This window comes from Rhodococcus aetherivorans (genome assembly GCF_011058165.1).
GTDB classification, from domain to species: Bacteria; Actinomycetota; Actinomycetes; order Mycobacteriales; family Mycobacteriaceae; genus Rhodococcus; species Rhodococcus aetherivorans.
Genome location: NZ_JAALEG010000013.1, coordinates 1 through 16,942 on the forward strand (window position 1 = coordinate 1; position 16,942 = coordinate 16,942).

General features: G+C 71.0%; 15 protein-coding genes and 1 pseudogene. 8 read left to right on the forward strand and 8 right to left on the reverse strand.

Features of this window, described 5'->3' with window-relative positions:
• From G6039_RS07870 to G6039_RS07880, 3 genes and pseudogenes are all read left to right on the forward strand, one after another.
• Positions 1-127: pseudogene (locus G6039_RS07870) on the forward strand (acetyl-CoA C-acyltransferase); the annotation flags it as partial.
• A 95-nt stretch (positions 128-222) separates the two neighbouring features.
• A complete protein-coding gene (locus tag G6039_RS07875) occupies positions 223-594 on the forward strand; it encodes a DUF3817 domain-containing protein (RefSeq protein ID WP_006938400.1) in 372 nt (123 codons plus the stop codon).
• A 96-nt stretch (positions 595-690) separates the two neighbouring features.
• Entirely contained in the window at positions 691-1,581 is an 891-nt protein-coding gene (locus tag G6039_RS07880) for a tetratricopeptide repeat protein (RefSeq protein ID WP_029542958.1), read from the forward strand.
• 55 nt (positions 1,582-1,636) lie between these two features.
• On the opposite strand, the gene G6039_RS07885 is transcribed toward G6039_RS07880, so the two are convergent.
• Genes G6039_RS07885 through G6039_RS07895 form a run of 3 tightly spaced genes read right to left on the reverse strand, consistent with a single transcriptional unit; the run spans position 1,637 to position 7,345 of the window.
• Positions 1,637-3,076, reverse strand: coding sequence for a neutral zinc metallopeptidase (locus G6039_RS07885; protein ID WP_006938392.1), 1,440 nt, complete (start codon positions 3,074-3,076; stop codon positions 1,637-1,639).
• 31 nt (positions 3,077-3,107) lie between these two features.
• Positions 3,108-5,306, reverse strand: coding sequence for a 1,4-alpha-glucan branching protein GlgB (gene glgB, locus G6039_RS07890; RefSeq protein WP_006938391.1), 2,199 nt, complete (start codon positions 5,304-5,306; stop codon positions 3,108-3,110).
• Positions 5,303-7,345: an alpha-1,4-glucan--maltose-1-phosphate maltosyltransferase gene (locus G6039_RS07895; RefSeq protein ID WP_029542960.1), complete on the reverse strand. Its 2,043-nt coding sequence runs from the start codon at positions 7,343-7,345 to the stop codon at positions 5,303-5,305. Before G6039_RS07895 ends, glgB begins: the two co-directional genes overlap by 4 nt.
• 305 nt (positions 7,346-7,650) lie before the next feature.
• Between G6039_RS07895 and glgP the strand changes: the two genes are divergently transcribed.
• Entirely contained in the window at positions 7,651-10,230 is a 2,580-nt protein-coding gene (glgP, locus tag G6039_RS07900; protein WP_029542962.1) for an alpha-glucan family phosphorylase, read from the forward strand.
• Here glgP and G6039_RS07905 read toward each other — a convergent pair whose 3' ends face one another.
• The gene (locus G6039_RS07905; protein WP_006938382.1) at positions 10,231-10,806 is read right to left on the reverse strand and encodes a TetR/AcrR family transcriptional regulator; all 576 of its coding nucleotides are present in this window, start codon (positions 10,804-10,806) and stop codon (positions 10,231-10,233) included.
• A gap of 93 nt (positions 10,807-10,899) precedes the next feature.
• Between G6039_RS07905 and G6039_RS07910 the strand changes: the two genes are divergently transcribed.
• From G6039_RS07910 to G6039_RS07920, 3 genes are all read left to right on the forward strand, one after another.
• The gene (locus tag G6039_RS07910) at positions 10,900-11,784 is read left to right on the forward strand and encodes an alpha/beta fold hydrolase (RefSeq protein WP_029542964.1); all 885 of its coding nucleotides are present in this window, start codon (positions 10,900-10,902) and stop codon (positions 11,782-11,784) included.
• 39 nt (positions 11,785-11,823) lie between these two features.
• Positions 11,824-12,330 (forward strand): HPP family protein, encoded by a 507-nt coding sequence (locus tag G6039_RS07915; protein WP_006938378.1) that lies wholly within the window; start codon positions 11,824-11,826, stop codon positions 12,328-12,330.
• Between the two features lie 116 nt (positions 12,331-12,446).
• Complete coding sequence (locus G6039_RS07920) at positions 12,447-12,911, forward strand: ATP-binding protein (protein ID WP_029542966.1); 465 nt, start codon at positions 12,447-12,449, stop codon at positions 12,909-12,911.
• A 204-nt stretch (positions 12,912-13,115) separates the two neighbouring features.
• Here the strand turns inward: G6039_RS07920 and G6039_RS07925 are convergent, their stop codons facing one another.
• Together G6039_RS07925 and G6039_RS07930 are read right to left on the reverse strand one after the other, a co-directional pair.
• Complete coding sequence (locus tag G6039_RS07925) at positions 13,116-13,313, reverse strand: hypothetical protein (RefSeq protein ID WP_006947393.1); 198 nt, start codon at positions 13,311-13,313, stop codon at positions 13,116-13,118.
• 55 nt (positions 13,314-13,368) lie between these two features.
• Positions 13,369-13,563, reverse strand: a complete 195-nt coding sequence (locus G6039_RS07930; RefSeq protein ID WP_206530813.1) for a hypothetical protein — start codon at positions 13,561-13,563, stop codon at positions 13,369-13,371.
• Between the two features lie 277 nt (positions 13,564-13,840).
• Here G6039_RS07930 and G6039_RS07935 point away from each other — a divergent pair, with 277 nt between their 5' ends.
• Positions 13,841-14,542: a GAF and ANTAR domain-containing protein gene (locus G6039_RS07935; RefSeq protein ID WP_029542970.1), complete on the forward strand. Its 702-nt coding sequence runs from the start codon at positions 13,841-13,843 to the stop codon at positions 14,540-14,542.
• A gap of 27 nt (positions 14,543-14,569) precedes the next feature.
• Here G6039_RS07935 and G6039_RS07940 read toward each other — a convergent pair whose 3' ends face one another.
• Together G6039_RS07940 and G6039_RS07945 are read right to left on the reverse strand one after the other, a co-directional pair.
• Complete coding sequence (locus G6039_RS07940; RefSeq protein ID WP_029542972.1) at positions 14,570-14,773, reverse strand: cold-shock protein; 204 nt, start codon at positions 14,771-14,773, stop codon at positions 14,570-14,572.
• A gap of 128 nt (positions 14,774-14,901) precedes the next feature.
• The gene (locus G6039_RS07945) at positions 14,902-16,932 is read right to left on the reverse strand and encodes an ATP-dependent DNA helicase (protein ID WP_029542974.1); all 2,031 of its coding nucleotides are present in this window, start codon (positions 16,930-16,932) and stop codon (positions 14,902-14,904) included.
• Positions 16,933-16,942 lie beyond the last annotated feature (10 nt).

Here is a 16,942-nt window from a genome sequence, read left to right on the forward strand (position 1 = left end):
CGGGGCCCGGATCGTGCTGCACCTGGCGCTCGAACTGGCCCGCCGCGGCGGCGGTGTCGGGGCCGCGGCCCTGTGCGGCGGCGGCGGCCAGGGCGACGCCCTCATCGTCCGCGTCCCCAAGGCGTAGACCGCGTCCAATACTCTCGTCGCCGCCCCCGCGCACCGCGTGGGGGCGGTGACGTCTCTCACAGCAATGACAGCTCGTCGTAGCCGATCGGCACAATGGTGTGCATGGCGAACTTCTTCGATCTCAGCACCCCGGCCAAGCGGTTCCGCTTCGTCGCCGTCCTCGAGGCCTTCACCTGGGCCGGCCTGCTCGTCGGCATGGCGTTCAAGTACCTGCCCGAGAACGGCAACGAGATCGGGGTGAAGATCTTCGGCCCGCTGCACGGCGGCGTGTTCGTGGCCTTCGTCCTCGTCGCCCTCCTCACCGCGCGGGCGCTGAAGTGGAACCTGGTCACCACGGGCCTGGCCCTGATCTCGTCCGTCCCGCCGTTCGGCACGATCGTCTTCGAATGGTGGGCTGTGCGCACCGGCCGGCTCGCGGAACTGTCCGCGCAAGCGCGTCCGGTGGACGCGCCCGCACTCGCCTGACCTGCTGTCCCCTGTCGCGCGGAACGTGACAGACTGGACGGCGTGACTCGACCAGGTTCCCGTCCTGCAGCACGTTCCGCCGCGACCGCCGCGGCGATGTCCGGCGCGGTGGATCTCGCGCCCCTCAAGGAGCGGTCTACCGCGCCCCCACCTCCGTCGCAGCCCGGCTCCGGCACCGGCCCCCAGTCCGGTTTCACGCCCGTCGTCGACGTTACCGAGGCCACCTTCGAGGCCGAGGTGCTGCAGCGCTCGATGCAGGTCCCCGTCATCGTGGACCTGTGGGCCACCTGGTGTGGCCCGTGCAAGCAGCTCTCGCCGGTCCTCGAGAAGCTGGCCCACGAGGGCGGCGGCAGCTGGGTCCTCGCGAAGGTCGACGTGGACGCCAACCCGCGGATCGCGCAGGCGTTCGGTGTGCAGTCCGTGCCGACCGTCGTCGCGATCGCCGCCGGGCAGCCCCTCGCCGACTTCCAGGGCGTGCAGCCCGAACCGCAGCTTCGGCAATGGCTCGCCGCCATCCAGGACGCGGTCGCCGGAAAGCTGTCCGGCCCGCCCGGCGCCGAGCCCGTCGAGGAGCAGGAGGATCCGCGGTTCGTCGCCGCCGAGCAGGCCCTCGAGGCAGGGGACCTGGCCGGTGCCGAGGCGGCGTACGAGCTGATCCTGAACTCCGAGCCCGCCAATGCCGACGCTCTGGCCGCGCTGCGGCAGGTCCGGTTCCTCGCCCGCGCTCAGTCGGTGCCCGAGGACGCGATCGCCGCGGCCGACGCCGCCCCGGCCGACCTCGAGGCGCAGCTCGTCGCGGCCGACGCCGAACTGTTCGCCCAGCAGCCCGAGGCCGCCTTCACCCGGCTGATCGGGTTCGTCGCCCGCAGCGCCGGCGACGAGAGGAACGCCGCCCGCACGCGGCTGCTGGAGCTGTTCGAGCTGTTCGATCCCGCCGAGCCGTTCGTCGTCACCGCGCGCCGCAAGCTGGCGTCGGCGCTGTACTGATCGGTTCCCGACCCGCGGTGGCGGTCCGGCTTCCCGGGCCGCCACCGCGCGTCGGTCAGTGGTAGCGGCCCGAGCAGGCGGCCTCGCCGCCGAGAACCCCGGTGCGGAACGCGTCCACCCGGGAGAATCCGCTCGGCACGGTGTTGCCGTTGACGTCGCTGGCGGCGAGGCCGTCGGTCAGCAGGCCGGAGACCGCCTCGTCCAGATCGCCCGGCGACAACCACACCATGTCCTCGGCCGGCTGGGCGCCGGTGCTGTCGGGGCTCAGTTCCGCGCTGATCACGCCGGCGAGGCAGGCAGCCCGCAGCGCCGTCTGGGGGTCGACAAGCGACTGGCCGGCCGCGTTCTGCACGGCCAGGGCGTACCGGGAGGCGAGCAGCACGTAGGCGGCGTAGTCGCCCCGTACGTCGGTCGTGATCCCCCCGGCGCCGGTCTGCAACGGGGTACCGCGGTCCGCCAGCTCGTCGACGTCCACCCCGATGGTGTTGGTGGCGGGACAGTACGACACCGGCGACGTGGCCTTCGCGTCCGGACAGCCGAGGTCGGCGCCGGACAGGTCGAGCTCCGGTTGCTCCGGCAGATCGAACACCCGGCGGAACGAGGCCATCAGCGCCTCCACCGACTCCTCGGTCACGGGAAGTTCGCCGTCGTCGGAACTGTCGAAGAACTGCGGCAGATCGGCGCGCCGGGACTCGATCTCGGCGGCGTCGATGCGGGTGCACGATCCCGCACCGTCGGTGAAGCCGATCTGGAACGCGGTGACCCGCTCGAATGCCGACCCGTGGATCGCGTCCGGGTCGTTGGGGTCGCTGTCGCGGAAGGAGACCATCGACGCCAGCACCGAGTTCAGCCCGTCCGAGGTGTTCAACCGGAAGTGATCCGAGTTGCCGGCGGCGACGTGCCGCATGAAGGCGCCTGCGAAGCAGTCCGCCTGCTGCTCGAACACGATTCCCGGATCGTCCTCGGCGACCGTCCCGGCCTTGAACTGGACGGCGTGCCCGTACTCGTGGGCGAGCACCGTCACGGCCGCCATCGGGCCGAACGTCTCGATGAGCTGCGGCATCAGGTAGGTGCGGTCCCACCCGATGACGTCGTCGCGGTTGCAGTACGCGGCGTTGATGAACTCGAAGGTGGATTCGCCGCAGAACTTCGGGCCGCGCTCGTCGGGATCCCACGAGGCGATCGTGCCGACGGGCTCGAACGCGCCCCGGGCGATGCGCGGGAACTCCTCGTTCCAGTAGGCCTCGATGTCGGCGACCGCGTTGCCGGCGAGGACGTCGACGTCCCCGCCGTCCGAGTTCTCGATCGTCACCTGCGCGTCCGGGGCGGCGGGCCGCGGGCCGCTCGGGCCCGAGGACACCGGCAGGCCCGCCACCGAGAACGGGTTGTCGTAGATGGAGACGGCGGTGCCCTCGATGCGAGCGGCACATCCGGCGAGCACCATCACGGCCAGCGCCGGTACCGCGAGGCGGAACGGCAGCCGCGTCCGAGTCACCTGTTCTTCTCCTGTCGTCCGAGGACGGCGGTCACCGCTGCAACGTCAGCCAGATCGCACCGTAAGCAGGCAGCGTCACCTCCGCCGACGCCGGGCGCCCGTGCCAGGAGCGTGCCGTGGCCGTCACGGCGCCGAGGTTGCCGACGCCGTTGCCCTGGTAGGCCGTCGAATCCGTGTTGAGGATCTCCGACCACTGTCCTGTTTCGGGTAGTCCGACACGATAGTCCGAATGCGTCGATCCGGAGAAGTTGAACAGGCACGCCACGACGGAACCGTCGCTCCCGTGACGGAGAAAGCTCAGCACGTTGTTCGCCGAGTCGTTGGCGTCGATCCACGAGTACCCGCTCGGCGAGGTGTCCAGCGTCCACAGGGCGGGGTGCTCACGGTAGATCCGGTTGAGGTCGGCGACGAGCCGGTGCACGCCCTGGTGCAGCGGTCCGTTGTGCGGATCGTCGAGCTGCCACCAGTCCAGGCCCCGCTCCTCGGACCATTCCGCGGTCTGGCCGAACTCCTGCCCCATGAACAGCAGTTGCTTGCCGGGGTGGGCCCACATGTACGCGAGCAGGCCGCGCAGGCCGGCGGCCTGCTCGCGGTCGCCACCCGGCATCCGGGTCCAGAGCGTGCCCTTGCCGTGCACGACCTCGTCGTGGCTGACAGGCAGGACGAAGTTCTCACTCCAGGCGTACACCAGCGAGAAGGTGATCTCATGGTGGTGGTACGTGCGATGCACCGGGTCCCGGCCGATGTACCCGAGGGTGTCGTGCATCCAACCCATGTTCCATTTCATGGAGAACCCGAGCCCGCCCGCATGGGTGGGCCGGGTGACGCCGGGCCATGCCGTGGACTCCTCGGCGACGGTGACGACGCCGGGGTGGAGCTTGTGCACGGTGGCGTTCATCTCCTGCAGGAAGGCCACCGCCTCGAGGTTCTCCCGGCCGCCGTACACGTTGGGGGTCCAGCCGCCCTCGGGCCGCGAGTAGTCGAGGTACAGCATCGAGGCGACGGCGTCGACGCGCAGGCCGTCGATGTGGAACTCGTCGATCCAGTACAGCGCGTTGGCGACGAGGAAGTTGCGCACCTCCCGGCGGCCGAAGTCGAAGACGTAGGTGCCCCAGTCCAGCTGCTCGCCACGCCGGGGATCGGGGTGTTCGTAGAGGGCGCTGCCGTCGAAGCGGGCCAGGGCCCACTCGTCCTTCGGAAAGTGGGCGGGCACCCAGTCCACGATCACGCCGATGCCGGCGGCGTGCAACCGGTCGACGAACGCACGGAACTCGTCGGGCGTGCCGAAGCGGGCGGTGGGCGCGTAGTACGAGGTGACCTGGTATCCCCACGATCCGCCGAAGGGATGCTCGGCCACCGGCAGCAGCTCGACGTGGGTGAAGCCGGCCGCCGCGACGTACTCGGCGAGCTGGTCGGCCAGCTCCCGGTATCCGAGACCGGGACGCCACGAGCCGAGGTGCACCTCGTAGACGCTCATCGGCTCCTGCCACGGCCGGGAGTCGGCCCGGGCGGCGAGCCACGCGTCGTCGCCCCACACGTAGCTGCTGTGGTTGACCACGGAGGCCGTCGCCGGCGGCACCTCGGTGGCGAACGCCATCGGGTCGGCCTTGTCCTGGACCGAGCCGTCGCGGCCGTGGACCCGGAACTTGTACAGCGCACCCGGCTCCACGTCGGGCAGGAACAGTTCCCACACGCCGCTGGAGCCGAGCACCCGCATCGGCGCGAGCCGGCCGCTCCAGCCGTCGAAGTCGCCGACGACCGTGACGCCGCGCGCGCCGGGCGCCCACACCGCGAACGACGTGCCGCGGACCGTGCCGTCGGGGGTCTCGTACGAGCGCTGATGCGCCCCCAGGATCTCCCACAGCCGCTCGTGCCGGCCCTCGGCGAACAGGTGCAGGTCCAGCTCCCCGAGCGTGGGCAGGAACCGGTACGGGTCGGCGACGACGACGGTGTGCTCGAACGGGTAGGTCACCACGAGCCGGTAGTCCGACAGGTCGTGCACCGGGACGAGCGCGCTGAACACGTCGTGGCCGAGAGGCTCGAGTGGGTGATCGATGCCGCCGATGCGCGCCGCCACCTTCTCCGCGTGGGGACGCATGGCCCGGATGATCGTGCCTTCCGGATGCGGGTGGGCGCCGAGCACCGAGTGCGGATCGTGGTGCTCGCCGGCCGCCAGCCGGGCGAGGTCGTGCGGGTTGGGGGAGTGGCGTCGAGTCGGGGGCACTGTCACGAGTTGCTCCTGTAGGCGAGGGTGGTTCGCGTCGGTACACCGATCGGGGGCAGCGCCAGGATGTGCGCCACCGCGCGCCAGGGTTCGAGCCGGACGAAGTTGGCCTGGCCCCACGAGTACTGCGCGCCGGACACCTCGTCGAACACCGTGAGCTGGTCGTGCCATTCGTGGCCGAGCGCCGGCATGTCCAGCCAGACGGTGCCCTGCTCGGCGCCGAACGGGTTGAGGTTGATCACGGTGAGGACCGAATCCCCGGTCCGGGGATCGAATTTCGAATACGCGATGAGGGCGTCGTTGTCGATGTGGTGGAAGTGGATGTTGCGCAGCTGCTGCAGGGCCGGGTGGGCGCGCCGGATCCGGTTGAGCGTGGCGATCCACGGCTCGAGGGATTCGCCGCGGCGGCGGGCCTCGTCGAACCGTCGCGGACGCAGCTGGTACTTCTCCGAGTCGAGGTACTCCTCGCTGCCGGGTCGCAGCGGGACGTGTTCGTAGAGTTCGTAACCGGAGTACACCCCCCACGACGGGGCGAGCGTGGCCGCGAGGGCCGCGCGCAGAGCGAACATTCCGGGTCCGCCGTGTTGCAGCGACTCGTGCAGGATGTCGGGCGTGTTGACGAACAGGTTCGGGCGCGCCTCGTCCGCCTTCGCCGCGATCTCCTGTCCGAATTCGGTCAGCTCCCACTTCGCCACGCGCCAGGTGAAGTACGTGTAGGACTGCGTGAACCCGCGTCGGGCGAGGCCGTACATGCGGGCGGGACGGGTGAAGGCCTCGGACAGGAACAGCACGTCGGGATCGGTGCGCTTGACCTCGGCGATCAGCCACTCCCAGAAGTTCGGCGGCTTGGTGTGCGGGTTGTCGACCCGGAAGATCTTGACGCCGAAGCTGATCCAGTGCCGCACCACGCGCAGCACCTCGGCGTAGATGCCGTCCGGATCGTTGTCGAAGTTGACCGGATAGATGTCCTGGTACTTCTTGGGCGGGTTCTCGGCGTAGGCGATCGTGCCGTCCGGCAGGACCGTGAACCACTCGGGATGCTCCTTCGCCCACGGGTGGTCCGGGGCGCACTGCAGCGCCAGATCGAGGGCCACCTCGAGGTCGAGTTCGCGCGCCCGGGCGACGAAGGCGCGGAAGTCGTCCTCCGTGCCGAGCTGCGGGTGGATCGCGTCGTGGCCGCCCTCGTCGGAGCCGATGGCCCAGGGGGAGCCCACGTCGTCCGGGCCGGCGGTGAGGGTGTTGTTCGGTCCCTTGCGGTTGACCTTGCCGATCGGGTGGATGGGCGGCAGGTACACCACGTCGAAGCCCATCGCGGCGACCCGCGGCAGTTCCTCCGCGGCGGTGGCGAAGGTGCCGTGCCGTGGCGTGCCGTCCTCGTTCCACCCGCCCGTCGAGCGGGGGAAGAACTCGTACCAGGAACCGAACAGGGCCCGTTCCCGATCGACCACGGCGGTGTACGCCTTCCCGCGGGTGATCAGCTCGCGCAGGGGATTGGCCCGCAGGATCTCGGTGATGTCGGCGGCGAAGGCAGGGGCGATCCGGTCGGCGAGAGGGCGCTCCGAACGCAGCGCCGCGGCCACGGCGAGCAGGGCCGGCCGGTTGGGGCGCGGCGCGGTCTTCGCGGCCTTCTCGAACAGGCGGGCGCCGATCTCGATGTCGTTCGCCAGGTCCTCCGGACCCTGGCCGGCGTCGACCTTCGCGTCCACCGCGTGCCGCCACGTGCTCACCGGATCGCTCCAGGCCTCCACCCGGTACGTCCACAGTCCCGGACTGGTGGGGGTGAACACGGCGTGGAAGGTGTCGGGCACCTCGCCGGGAACCATCGGGATCCGGATCAGCTTCCCTTCGCTCTCCGGGTCCGATCCCGGCCCGCGCACGGCCAGGGTGGCGGCGACGGCGTCGTGGCCTTCTCGCCACACGACTGCCGACACGGGAACCACCTCCCCGACAACGGCCTTGACCGGATGTCGCCCTCCCGAGATGTCGGGACGGACATCGTCGATGCCGAGGCGGCCTGTCGCGCTGGCTCCGATTCGACCTGTCACGCTCGCTCCGTTCCGTCTGTCATGCCGGCTCCGTTTCCCTCGCACGGACTGCTGACGAGCCTTCGGATGCGGCCCGTCCCCAACCGTAGTGGAGGTACGCACCGCCGTCCCCTCATGCGACGCGCAATGTCGTCGACGCCCCGCAATAGCTGTTACCCGGGGTCGACGCGACGGAACGAGCGAGCCCCGCGGCGCCGTGTGCCGCGGGGCTCGCGCGTCCGCTCGCGGGAACGTGGCCCGGCCGCCGGACGGCCGCCGCATTTGCCGGTCTTCCCGGCCGGCCGAATGTCGGTAGTCTTCCCGGGGTGAGAGCCTTGCGTCGGTTCACCGTACGAGCCCACCTTCCCCAGCGGCTGGCCGGACTGGGCCCGCTCGCCGTCAACCTGCGCTGGTCGTGGCACACGCCCACGCAGGACCTGTTCGCCTCGATCGACTCCGCGCTGTGGCGTCGCGTCGAGCACGACCCGGTGCGGATGCTCGGCGAGGTGCCGCCGGCCCGTCTCGACGCGCTCGCCGCCGACGAGGAGTTCCTCGCGCGGCTCGACGCCGAGTCGGCCGACCTCGACGACTACCTCGCGAGGCCGCGCTGGTACCAGCACCAGCAGCAGGAGGGCACCGGGCTGCCGTCCGGCATCGCCTACTTCTCCATGGAGTTCGGCGTTTCCGAGGTTCTGCCGAACTACTCCGGCGGACTCGGCATCCTGGCCGGCGACCACCTCAAGGCGGCCTCGGACCTCGGCCTGCCGCTCATCGGTGTCGGCCTGCTCTACCGCTCCGGCTACTTCCGTCAGTCCCTGACCGCCGACGGATGGCAGAGCGAGCACTACCCGAACTACGACCCGCAGGGCCTGCCGCTGCGGCTGCTGACCGAGGCCGACGGCACCCCTGCGCTGATCCAGGTCGCCATGCCCGGCAATCGCACCCTCACCGCCCGGGTGTGGATCGCCCAGGTGGGCCGCGTCCCGTTGCTGCTGCTCGACTCGGACATCGCCGAGAACGACGAGGAACTGCGCGGGGTCACCGACCGCCTCTACGGCGGCGACCAGGACCATCGCATCAAGCAGGAGATCCTGGCCGGGGTCGGCGGGGTGCGCGCCGTCCGCGCCTACACCCGGATCGCGGGACTGCGCGATCCCGAGGTGTTCCACATGAACGAGGGACACGCCGGGTTCCTGGGCGCCGAACGCATCCGCGAACTGGTCACGGGCGCCGGTCTGGACTTCGACGAGGCGCTCGCCGCCGTGCGCGCCGGCACCGTCTTCACCACCCACACCCCGGTTCCCGCGGGCATCGACCGGTTCCCGGCGGAACTCGTCCGGCACTACTTCTCCGGACCGAACGGCGAGAACGAGTCGGCGCTGCTGCCCGGCCTGGGGGTGGACCGCGTCCTTTCCCTCGGCCGGGAATCGGACCCCCGTGTGTTCAACATGGCCCACCTGGGTCTGCGGCTCGGCCAGCGCAGCAACGGCGTGTCGAAGCTGCACGGCCGGGTCAGCCGCGAGATGTTCGTGGGCCTGTGGCCCGGCTTCGACGCCGGCGAGGTGCCGATCGGGTCGGTCACCAACGGCGTGCACGCCCATACCTGGGCCGCCCGCGAGTGGCTCGAGTTCGCCAACCGTCTCGCCGGTCCCGACCGGGTCGAGGAGGCCCAGGGCTGGGAACTGCTGCAGACGGTCGAACCGCGCGAGCTGTGGGCCACCCGCAACACGTTGCGTGCGCAGCTGGTGGAGGAGATCCGTCGGCGGCTGCGCCGGTCCTGGCTCCAGCGCGGCGCCACCGAGGCCGAACTCGGCTGGGTGGACGGGGTCTTCGATCCGCACGTGCTCACCGTCGGCTTCGCCCGCCGGGTGCCGACCTACAAGCGGCTCACCCTGATGCTGCGCGACCCGGAACGACTGCGGGCCCTGCTGCTCGACGAGGAGCGCCCCGTGCAGCTGGTCGTCGCCGGCAAGAGCCACCCGGCCGACGACGGCGGCAAGGCACTGATCCAGCAGGTGGTGCGGTTCGCCGATGCCGCCGACGTGCGGCACCGCATCGTTTTCCTGCCGGACTACGACATGTCCATGGCCCGGTACCTCTACTGGGGCTGCGACGTGTGGCTGAACAACCCGCTGCGCCCGCTCGAGGCGTGCGGCACCTCCGGGATGAAGTCGGCCCTCAACGGCGGGCTCAACCTCTCCATCCGCGACGGCTGGTGGGACGAGATGTACGACGGCGAGAACGGCTGGGCCATCCCCACCGCCGACGGTGTGATCGACGAACACCGCCGCGACGACCTCGAGGCCAGCGCCCTGTACGAGCTGCTCGAGCGCTCGGTCCTGCCGCGGTTCTACGACCGGGACGGCAGCGGTGTGCCCACCCGCTGGATCGAGATGGTGCGGCACACGCTCCAGAACCTCGGTCCGAAGGTGCTCGCCTCCCGCATGGTCCGGGACTACACCGTGCAGTACTACGCGCCGGCGGCCGCGGCCGCGCGCGAGGCGGTCGCCGACGGGTTCGCCGGAGCGCGCGAGCTCGCCCACTACCGGCGTCGCGTCGAGGCGGCATGGCCGGCCGTGCGGGTGGCCCAGGTCGACAGCGCCGGACTGCCGGACATCCCGGAGATCGGCTCCAAACTGGCCCTGACCGCCCACGTGTACCTCGACGGTCTCCGGGTGACCGACGTGGTCGTTCAGGCCGTCGTCGGCCGGGTCGGGGTCGACGACACCCTGTCCGACGTGGTGACGGTGCCGATGCGGCACACCGGCACGAACCCGCTGGGCGAGGTCTTCGAGGTCGAGGTCGCGCTGCCGATGGCCGGGTCGGTCGGCTACACGGTGCGGGTGCTGCCGCACCACGAGCTGCTCGCGTCGGACGCCGAACTCGGCAAGGTCGTGCTCGCCTAGCTAGCTCTCCGCGCCGGGCCCGCGGCCGCTCGCGTCGAGCAGGACGCGCGCGGCGTCGCGGGCCTGCCGCGCGACGGCGGGAGAACCGGAGATCGCCGCCGTCGCCATCGCCCCGTTGGCCAGGATCGCCAGCTGGTCGCCCAGTGCCGGGGGGCTGCCCGCGTCCGCCACGAGTCCGCGCAGGTAGCGCCGGAACGCGTCCTTGTGCGTGCGGGCGATCTCGGCGACGTCACCGGAGATTCCGCCGAGTTCGCCGAACGTGTTGATGAAGGTGCAGCCGCGGAAGTCGCTGCAGGCGAACCATTCCTCGAGAAAGTCGAACACCGCGAGAACCCGCTCGCGCGGATCGGTGCGGGCATCGACATACCGGCGCAGATCCGTCAGCACGGTGTGATCGCGCCGGGTCAGAACGGCCTCCACGAGCCGGTCCTTGGCGGGGTAGAGCTGATAGAGCCGCTTGAGCGACACCCCGGAGCGGGCCCGGATCGTGTCCATTCCGACGGCCTGGATGCCGTGCTCGTTGAACAGTTCCTCGGCGGCGTCGAGCAGCCGGGTCTGCGCGGTGTCCGCGTCCATCGGGCCCCTCCCTCTTGCATCGAGAACCATCGTTCTCTACGCTACACCACGTACCGGAGAACGCTCGTTCTCCGACCGATCCGAGGAGGACTCATGTCCGCTTCCGTTGTCCGCCACCGCACCGAGACCATCGACGGGCTCGACGTTTCCTACCGCGAGGCCGGGGACCCGGGTGCGCCGGCTCTCGTTCTGCTGCACGGCTTCCCGTCCAGCTCGCACATGTTCCGCCACCTGCTCGGCGAGCTCGCCGACCAGTACCACCTCGTCGCCCCCGACCACATCGGCTTCGGGCGATCGGCGATGCCCGCCGTCGACGAGTTCGACTACAGCTTCGACCGTCTCGCGCAGATCACCGATGCGCTGCTCGACCGGATCGGGCTGACGCGCTTCGCCCTCTACCTCCACGACTACGGCGCCCCGATCGGCCTGCGGATCGCGGCCGGGAACCCCGAGCGCGTCACCGCGCTGATCACCCAGAGCGGCAACGCCTACCGCGAAGGGTTCACCCCGTTCTGGGAGGTCCTCTTCGCCCACGCACAGGACCGCGCCGCCCACGAATCCACCGTCCGTGCCCTCCTCGAGCCCGAGGCGACCCGGTGGCAGTACGTCCACGGTGTCCCCGAGGACCGGCTCGACCGGATCGCCCCGGAAGCCTGGCTGCTCGACCAACTGGGCCTCGATCGGCCCGGCAACAAGGAGATCCAGCTCCAGTTGTTCTGGGACTACCAGTTCAACCTCGACGCGTACCCGGCATTCCAGGAGTACTTCCGCGCCTGGCGGCCGCCGACCCTGGTGGCGTGGGGCCGCGGCGACGAGATCTTCGGTCCCGCCGGTGCGGAAGCATTCGCCCGCGACCTCCCCGACGCGGAGATTCACCTGCTCGACGCAGGCCACTTCGCCCTCGAGACCCACGGGCCGGAGATCGCGGACCTCGTCCGTGGATTCCTGGGCCGCACTCTGAACCCGGCCGCACTCTGAGCCCGGCCGCACACTCCGAGACCGAAGGAGAGTAATCGGATGCCACCGCTTCTCGGTGATGCACCGGACGGGTCCCGCCGTGCCCTGGCCGCCGCCCTCGCCCCGGGGGCCGTCGCGCTCGGCGCGGCCGGCGCGCTCGCCGCCCTCGAGAACCTCGCCCACTGGGCGGTGTTCGGGTTGCCGTACGTCGCGTCCGCAGCCCTCATCGCCCTCGCACCCGGCACCCCGGCCGCCCGGCCCGGAGCGATCGTGCGGGCCTACCCTGCGGCCGCGGCCGCGGCGCTCGTCGTCGCGGCCGTCGCCGGTCCGTCGCAGGCCGGCGCCGCCGTCGCAGCGGGACTTGCGGTCGTCGCCATGGCGCTGCTGCGGGCGCCGCATGTGCCCGCCGCGGTGTGTGCCGGGGCGATCGGGCTCACGGACCCGGGGATCGGCTACGTGGGAACCACGCTGGTGCCGGCGCTCCTCGTCGTCCTCGGCGTCGCGACCGTCGCCGGGCGGGTGCTGCCCGGATTCGTCTATCCGGCGCGGGTCGCCCGTGCCGGCTGACCGGGACGGTCGCCCGTCGCTGTGCGCACGCCCTCGCTTCGAGGTATAGGACCGCGGGGCGGTGGGTATACACCCGATGCGTCCGACCGAGGACGCATCGGAAATCGAGGAGGAGGATGCACTCGCGACACGCCTCTCAGGCGTTCACATCGACCGGGTTGTTCTACCGCGGGGTCCGCGCCGAGCCGAGCCAGGTGACGATGCTCCGGCAGGCCCTGGACCGGTGGCTGGACCGCCTCCACCTCGAGGTCGAACTCGGGCAGGATGTGCTGCTGGCCAGCTACGAAGCGCTGGCCAATGCCGTCGAGCACGCGTATCCCGACGGGTACGGGGATCGTGTCGGCGCGGTCGACCTGGAGGCCGTCTATCGACCGGGGGAACGTTCCGTCGAAGTGATCGTCACCGATCACGGCCGCTGGCGCACCCCGGAGGATCCGTCCGGCGACAGCTGCCGTGGCCACGGGCTCGCGCTGATCCGGACCCTGACGTCCCACACGGATGTCGTCACCGTCCCCGACGGCACCTCGGTCTCGATGAAGTGGGACGTCTCGACCTCGCCCGCGCTCGTCGCGGCGCCGTGACCCGGTAGTGACGCATCAGCCGTGAACCGGCAGTGACACATCAGCCGTGACCCGGCAGTGACACATCAGCCGTGACCCGGCAGTGACACATCAGCCGTGACCCGGCAGTGACGGACCACCGGCTTCCGGAAGCGCCCCCCTGCGGCGCTGTCCGGAAGCCGGTGGTCCGGTCGGAGACCACCGACGCCGGGAGAACGTCGGTGGTCAGCTCCTGCGGCCGCGCCGGCTCGACGCCCATCCGGGGCGCCGGGGCGAGGCCGCGGTGGCCCTGCGATCGTCGCCGGTCACAGTGCTCCCGTGGTCGTCCGCGAACATCGCGTCGATACGAGCCTTGATCTCGGCCGTGCTCATCGCCGAACCCGGGACGGTGCTCGGGTCGGCGACGTGATTGAGGTGGTTCATCGGTTCCTTGCTCGGGTGGGCCCGGGCGGGCCGTCGGAGTCGGGAGTGGGCGAGGTCAGGAGCGGATCATCACCGCTGCGACCGCGACCGTCGCCACCGTGAGAAGGGCGGCCAGCACGCCGAGGGTGAGGGATCGGCTGATCGCGACGGCCAGCCCGCACGAGAGGGTGCCGGCACCGACGATGATGGACGGTACCGAGAGCAGCGGCGAGTTGTCGCTGTGGGGAGCCGGATGGGCGAGGTGAGCCATGGGTGTTCCTTCTTCGCGGATCGTGTCCGGGAGGTACACCTGCTCGGAGCGACGGGCAACCGGGCCTCGAGCGGTGTTCTCCCGAAAACCTGTCCACACGATTCGTGGAGAGTGAGAGAGGAGCACCGGGGGTCGGGGCGGCTCCGATTCGGGCGTCGCCGGGATCTGGGGCGGACGCTCTGTGTACCAGGATATGTGATGTGACGCGTGCGACGCCACCCAAGAACTGTGATGTGTGTCACTATCGAGGGTGTTGCCGACCGGAGGGGGCGCGCCGGTGTTCGACCAGGACGAGTTCATGGCGGTGCTGTCGCGGTTCGCGCGCCTGCTGCCCACCCCCTACGACGTCGGCGCAGCGCTCGACGAGCTCGTCGACGGCGTGACCGCCGTTCTGGGTCTCCTCGGGTGCGGCGTGAGCCTGCAGTGCGAGGGCCGGCTGCAGTTCGTCACCGCGGCCGCCGAGGTGGTGGGGGAGATGGAACGCTGCCAGGAGGAGGCCGGGGTGGGGCCGTGCCAGTACGCGTTCGATCGTGGCGAGCCCATCGCGGTCGCCGACGTGCGGACACGATCAGACCTGTGGCCGGACTACGCCGAGAAGGCCCGCGAGCACGGGATCGCGGCGGTGGCCGGCATACCGATGCAGCTCGCGGACGAGAAGATCGGCGCTCTCGACCTGTACGCGTGCGAACCGCGCGAATGGGCGGATCGTGAGATCGCGGCGGCGCAGATCTTCGCAGACATGGCCACCGGCTACATCGTCAACTCCAACAAGCTGCGGCAGCACGAGCAGCTGAACGCGCAACTGCAGGCGGCGCTCGATTCGCGCATCGTCATCGAACAGGCGAAGGGCATCATCGCCCACGCCCGGAGCACCACCCCCGACGAGGCGTTCCGGCTCATCCGCGGCCACGCCCGCAGCAACCAGGCACCCGTGCGGTCGGTTGCCAAGGCGATCGTCGAGGTGGGCCTGCGGGTCTGATCACCGGTGCCGCGGCGGCCGCGGTTCTCACACCGGTCGGACGTTCTCCGCCTGAGGTCCCTTCACACCCAGTCCGATCTCGAACTCGACGCGCTGACCCTCTGTCAGCGAGCGGAAGCCCGTCCCCGCGATCTCCGAGTAGTGGACGAAGATGTCGGGCCCGCCGCCCTCCTCCGCGATGAAGCCGAACCCCTTCTCCTCGTCGAACCACTTCACAACGCCCTGTGGCATATCCGAAAAGCCCCCTGTCCCTGCGACCCTCGACTCCGGCGCCTGCGCCGCCTTCGATGCTGCCGCGAAACGGCCGGAAATTCCGGGAAAGTCGTGAACGTTTCGGGATCGGACGCGTCGCGGCCCGGTCAGCCCCGCAGACGGACGAGCGCCTTGCGCACCACCCGCGGATCGGCTGTCTCCCAGAACGGGGGCAGCGACGCGCGCAGATACCCGCCGTACCGTGCGGTCGCCAGGCGGGGATCGAGCACCGCCACGACACCCCGATCGTCCGTGCTGCGCAACAACCGGCCCACGCCCTGCGCGAGCAGCAGCGCGGCGTGGGTGGCCGCCACCGACAGGAAGCCGTTGCCCCCGCGCGCCTCCACCGCCCGCTGCCGCGCCACCAGCAGCGGGTCGTCCGGTCGCGGGAACGGGATCCGGTCCAGGATCACCAGCGACAGCGACGGTCCCGGCACGTCCACGCCCTGCCACAGCGACAGGGTCCCGAACAACGACGTCGGTTCGTCGGCCGCGAACTTCTCCACCAGGGCGCCGGTCGCGTCCTCGCCCTGGCACAGGACCGGCGTGTCCAGGCGCTCCCGCATCGCCTCCGCCGCCGCCTTCGCGGCGCGCATCGACGAGAAGAGCCCGAGCGTGCGGCCGCCGGCGGCCTCGATCAGCTCCGCGATCTCGTCCAGGTACGCGGGGGAGAGCCCGTCGCGGCCTGGGGCCGGCAGGTGCTTGGCGACGTACAGGATGCCGGAGCGGGCGTGATCGAACGGCGATCCCACGTCCAGGGAATTCCACCGCAGGTCCCCGTCGTCGGACGGTGGTTCCGTCCCCGACGCCGCGCCGGTGTCGCTGCGGGCCGGCGACTGCGGCGGCAGCCCCCAGTTGACGGCGAGCGCGTCGAACGAGCCACCCACCGTCAACGTCGCCGAGGTCAGGACGACCGTCGACGCGGCGAACAGCCGGGACCGCAGCAGTCCGCCGACGGACAGCGGCGCCATCCGCACCGTGTGGCGGGTGTTGCCGCGGAACTCGTCGGCGGCGTGCCAGACGACGTCCCGGCGGGCAGCGGGATCCGTCTCCTCGAAGGCGGTCAGCACGCGAACCGCGCAGTCGTGCACCTCGTCGACGTCCGCCAGCGCCTGGTTGCGGGCCGCGGCGGCCTCGGCGTCGAGCCCCGGCTTGGGTGGTCCGATCGCCGTGCGCACGGCCCACGCCGCGTCGCGGATCGCGGCCAGCGCCGCGCCCGCGCCCTCGGGCAACTCGTCCCACCGCCCCGGCGGCAGCTCCTCGAGCAGCGCCTCCCAGTTCTCGGCGGCCCCCTCGAGCCGGTCGACGTCCTCGTCCTCGATCAGCTTCACGCAGCGCCGCGCCGCGGCCGAGACGGTGCCGCCGGACAGCTCCGCCGTCGCCACCCCGGTGACGCGGTCCACGAGTTCGTGCGCCTCGTCGACCACCACCACGTCGTGCTCGGGCAGGATCGAGATGCCGCTGATCGCGTCGATCGCCAGCAGCGCGTGGTTGGTGACGACCACGTCGACCTGCCCGGCCTCGGCGCGGGCGATCTCCGCGAAACAGTCCTCGCCGACCGGGCACCGCGACTTGCCCAGGCACTCGCGGGCGGTGACACTCACCTGACGCCACGCCTGATCCGACACGCCGGGGACGAGGTCGTCGCGGTCGCCGGTGCCGGTGGCCGACGACCACTCTGTGATCCGACGCACCTCCCGGCCGATCCGCGACAGGGCGAACGCGTCGAACAACTGGTCGTCCGCAGGCGGCTCCTCGGCCAGACCGGTGTGGATCTTGTTCAGGCACAGATAGTTCCCGCGGCCCTTGAGGATCGCGAAGCGGGGGCGCCGGCCCAGCGCCGACTCCAGCGCGCCGGCCAGCCGCGGCAGGTCCCGGTCCACCAGCTGACGCTGCAGCGCGATCGTCGCGGTGGAGACCACCACCGTCCGGCCCGTCTGCACCGCATACCGCACGGCCGGCACGAGGTAGGCCAGCGACTTGCCGGTGCCGGTACCGGCCTGGACCGCGAGGTGCTCGCCGGTGTCCAGCGAATGCGCCACCGCCGAGGCCATGGTCAGCTGGTTGCGCCGTTCCTTGCCGCCCAGCGCGTGCACCGCGGTGCGCAGCAGTTCCGGCACATTCGGGAGTTCGGGCACCGCGTCAGGG